This is a genomic window from Polaribacter sp. (assembly GCF_965656025.1).
Lineage (GTDB): Bacteria > Bacteroidota > Bacteroidia > Flavobacteriales > Flavobacteriaceae > Polaribacter.
This window is the reverse complement of the sequence record NZ_CBFHJT010000071.1, coordinates 13047-15956: the sequence shown is the minus strand read 5'-3', so window position 1 is coordinate 15956 and position 2910 is coordinate 13047. Positions and strand designations below refer to the sequence as shown.

Sequence of the window (2910 nt, the reverse complement as noted above, 5' to 3'; positions counted from 1 at the left end):
GTATTGGTGTTTTTTTAAAACTAAAAAAGACTTTAGCAAAATACTAAAGTCTTTCTAAAATAAAGTGGTCCCACTTGGGCTCGAACCAAGGACCACCTGATTATGAGTCAGGTGCTCTAACCAACTGAGCTATGGGACCAAAATTATTGGGTGCAAATGTACTATTTATTTTAAAATCTTACAATAAAAAATTAAAAACTTAAACAGTTCTTTTCATTAGCCACAAACCAAAACTTTTTAAGCGCTCTTTATCAGTTTGTTTAATATCCATTTTAGCTAAAGTTTCAAATGCTTTTTCGGTATAATTTTCAATTTCTTGCTTTATTAAGTTAGGTATATCGTTCAGTTCAAAGATTCTTCTAACATCTGCTATTTTAATTGAATTTTCTTTTAATTTTTTTCTGTATAAGTATTTTAACTTTCCTTCATCATTTGTATCTGATACTTCCAAAGCCTTTAAATATAGATACGTTTTTTTATTTTCTATAATATCACCTCCTACTTGTTTACCAAATGTTTTTGGGTCTCCAAAAGTATCTAAAAAATCGTCTTGTAGTTGAAATGCCAAACCAAGGTTTAAACCAAAATCGTAAATTAAATTGGCATTTTCTTCGGATGTTTTTGCAACTATAGCTCCCATTTTTAAAGCTGCTGCTACTAAAACAGATGTTTTTAAGCAAATCATATTAATATATTGATCTATGGTAACGTCTGTTCTTGTTTCAAAATCTACATCTAGTTGTTGGCCATCGCAAACTTCTAATGCTGTTTTACTAAATAATTTAGCTAATTTTTGAAAAACATCAGCATCATAATTTTCAAAATATTGATAAGCCAAAATTAACATAGCATCACCAGATAAAATTCCCGTATTTATATTCCATTTTTCATGAACGGTTTTTTTACCTCTTCGTAAAGGAGCATCATCCATAATATCATCGTGCACTAACGTAAAATTATGAAAAACCTCTACGGCTAATGCAGCTGGCAATGCATCTTTAAAACCATCAGAAAAAATATCTGCAGCCATTAAAGTAAGTACGGGTCTTATTCTTTTACCCCCTAATTGTAGAATGTAATCTATTGGCTCATAAAGATTTTTAGGCTCTCTGACCCATTTTTTAGATTCTAAATAACTTAGAAATTCTTTTTGATAATGTAAAATGTCCAAATCTGTATTTTTTTGTAAAAATAATGTAAAGAATTTTCAATAAATAATTCAAATGTTAAAAAATAATTAAAACTTTGGAAACTTTTTTTGTTTCTAAAGTTTCCTTGTGTACATTTGCAGTCGATTTATGAGAGAAAAAATACTAGAAATATCGAAAAATTTGTTTTTAAATTTAGGGTTTAAGAGCGTAACTATGGATGAAATTGCCAGTAATTTGGGGGTTTCTAAAAAAACAATCTACAAGTATTTTAAAAATAAAACCGATTTAATTGCAGGTGTTACAGACTATATGTTTCATGCTATATGTTGTGGAATTGATGGTGTTTGTGAGCAAAAACTAAATCCTATAGAAGAAATTTTTTCAATTAAAAGAATGGTGATGAATCATCTTAAAGACGAAAAATCATCACCTCAATATCAATTACAAAAATATTATCCTAAAATTTATGAGTCCTTAAAACAAAAACAGTTTCATGTGATGCAAGAAACAATTAAAAAAAATTTAAAAAGAGGTATAGAGTTGGGGCTTTTTAGAAATACAATTAATGTAGAGTTTATTTCTAGAATCTATTTTTATGGAATGAATGCCATTAAAGATCAAGAACTTTTTCCGTTAACTAATTTTTCTATGAACGAACTAATGAACAACTATTTAGAATATCATATTAGTGGAATTGCCACCGAAAAAGGATTACAAGAACTTAATAATCAACTAAATAAAAAATAAAAAAAGAAATGAAAAAATTACTCTTGATGTTTTTCGCACTTTTGCATTTTCTAACTGCAAATGCTCAAGAAAAACAAATGAGCCTTTCTTTGGACGAAGCCATAAATTTCGCTTTAGAGAATAGCTATAACACAAAAATATCTCAAAACGACATACTGTCTGCAAAGAAAAAGGTTTGGGAAACTACCACAATTGGGCTGCCTCAAATAGATGGAAAAATAGATTACCAAAATTTTCTAAAACAACCTGTTTCATTAATACCTTCTGAAGTTTTTGGAGGACCTCCTGGAGAATTTGAAGAAGTTGTTTTTGGCACAAAACAAAACGCAAACGCGACCATAACACTAAGGCAATTATTATTTGACGGTTCTTATTTAGTTGGTTTACAAGCTTCTAAAACCTTTTTAAAAATTTCTGAACAGGCTAATGAAAAAACAGAAATGATAACCAAAGAAGCTGTAATTAATGCTTATGGAAATGTTTTGGTTACAGAAAACAGTATTACTATTTTAGAGGGAAACATTAAAATTCTTCAAAAAAATTACAACGACGCTAAGAAAATCTATGAAAATGGCTTGAATGAAGAAGAAGATGTAGAGCAATTAGAAATTACTCTTGGTAACTTAAAAAACCAATTAAACAATGTATTAAGAATGAAAGGTATTGCTTACCAAATGCTAAACCTTTCTTTAGGTAATGATATTGATACAAAGCTAATTCTAACAGACTCTTTAGATTCTCTCGTAGAAAAAAATATTAGTTTGGCGCTTATTTCTAAAGATTTTAATGTGAATAATCATATAGATTTTAAAATTTCTGAGAATGATAGGGAAACCAAAAGATTAATGATGAGGCTTGAACAAAGTAAAGCTTTACCAACATTAAGTGCTTTTGTAAATTATGGAACTCAAGCTTTTTCTAACTCTTTTACTTTTTTTGATAGCAATCAACAATGGTTTCAACAATCATTATTAGGAGTAAGCTTAAACGTACCAATATTTAGTAGTTTAGG

3 protein-coding genes and 1 tRNA gene are annotated in these 2910 nt (G+C 28.7%); 2 read left to right on the top strand and 2 right to left on the bottom strand.

All coding sequences use genetic code 11. From position 1 onward, the window contains the following. Window positions 1-65 precede the first annotated feature (65 nt). Window positions 66-139 (bottom strand) — tRNA-Ile (locus ACTG3S_RS12180). Between the two features lie 60 nt (window positions 140-199). Further along, window positions 200-1171 carry a polyprenyl synthetase family protein gene (locus ACTG3S_RS12175; RefSeq protein WP_439129622.1) on the bottom strand — a complete coding sequence of 324 codons (972 nt, stop codon included), beginning with the start codon at window positions 1169-1171 and terminating at the stop codon, window positions 200-202. A 127-nt stretch (window positions 1172-1298) separates the two neighbouring features. Between ACTG3S_RS12175 and ACTG3S_RS12170 the strand changes: the two genes are divergently transcribed. Together ACTG3S_RS12170 and ACTG3S_RS12165 are read left to right on the top strand one after the other, a co-directional pair. Beyond that, on the top strand, window positions 1299-1898 hold the full coding sequence (locus ACTG3S_RS12170) for a TetR/AcrR family transcriptional regulator (protein ID WP_439129621.1): 600 nt from the start codon (window positions 1299-1301) through the stop codon (window positions 1896-1898). An 8-nt stretch (window positions 1899-1906) separates the two neighbouring features. After that, window positions 1907-2910, top strand: a 1004-nt coding sequence (locus tag ACTG3S_RS12165) for a TolC family protein (protein ID WP_439129620.1), incomplete at its 3' end; no start/stop codon positions are given.

What these genes read in the sequence shown, in the direction of transcription:
- ACTG3S_RS12170 (WP_439129621.1), top strand. Translation starts at nt 1,299, where the DNA reads ATGAGAGAAAAAATACTAGAAATATCGAAAAATTTGTTTTTAAATTTA.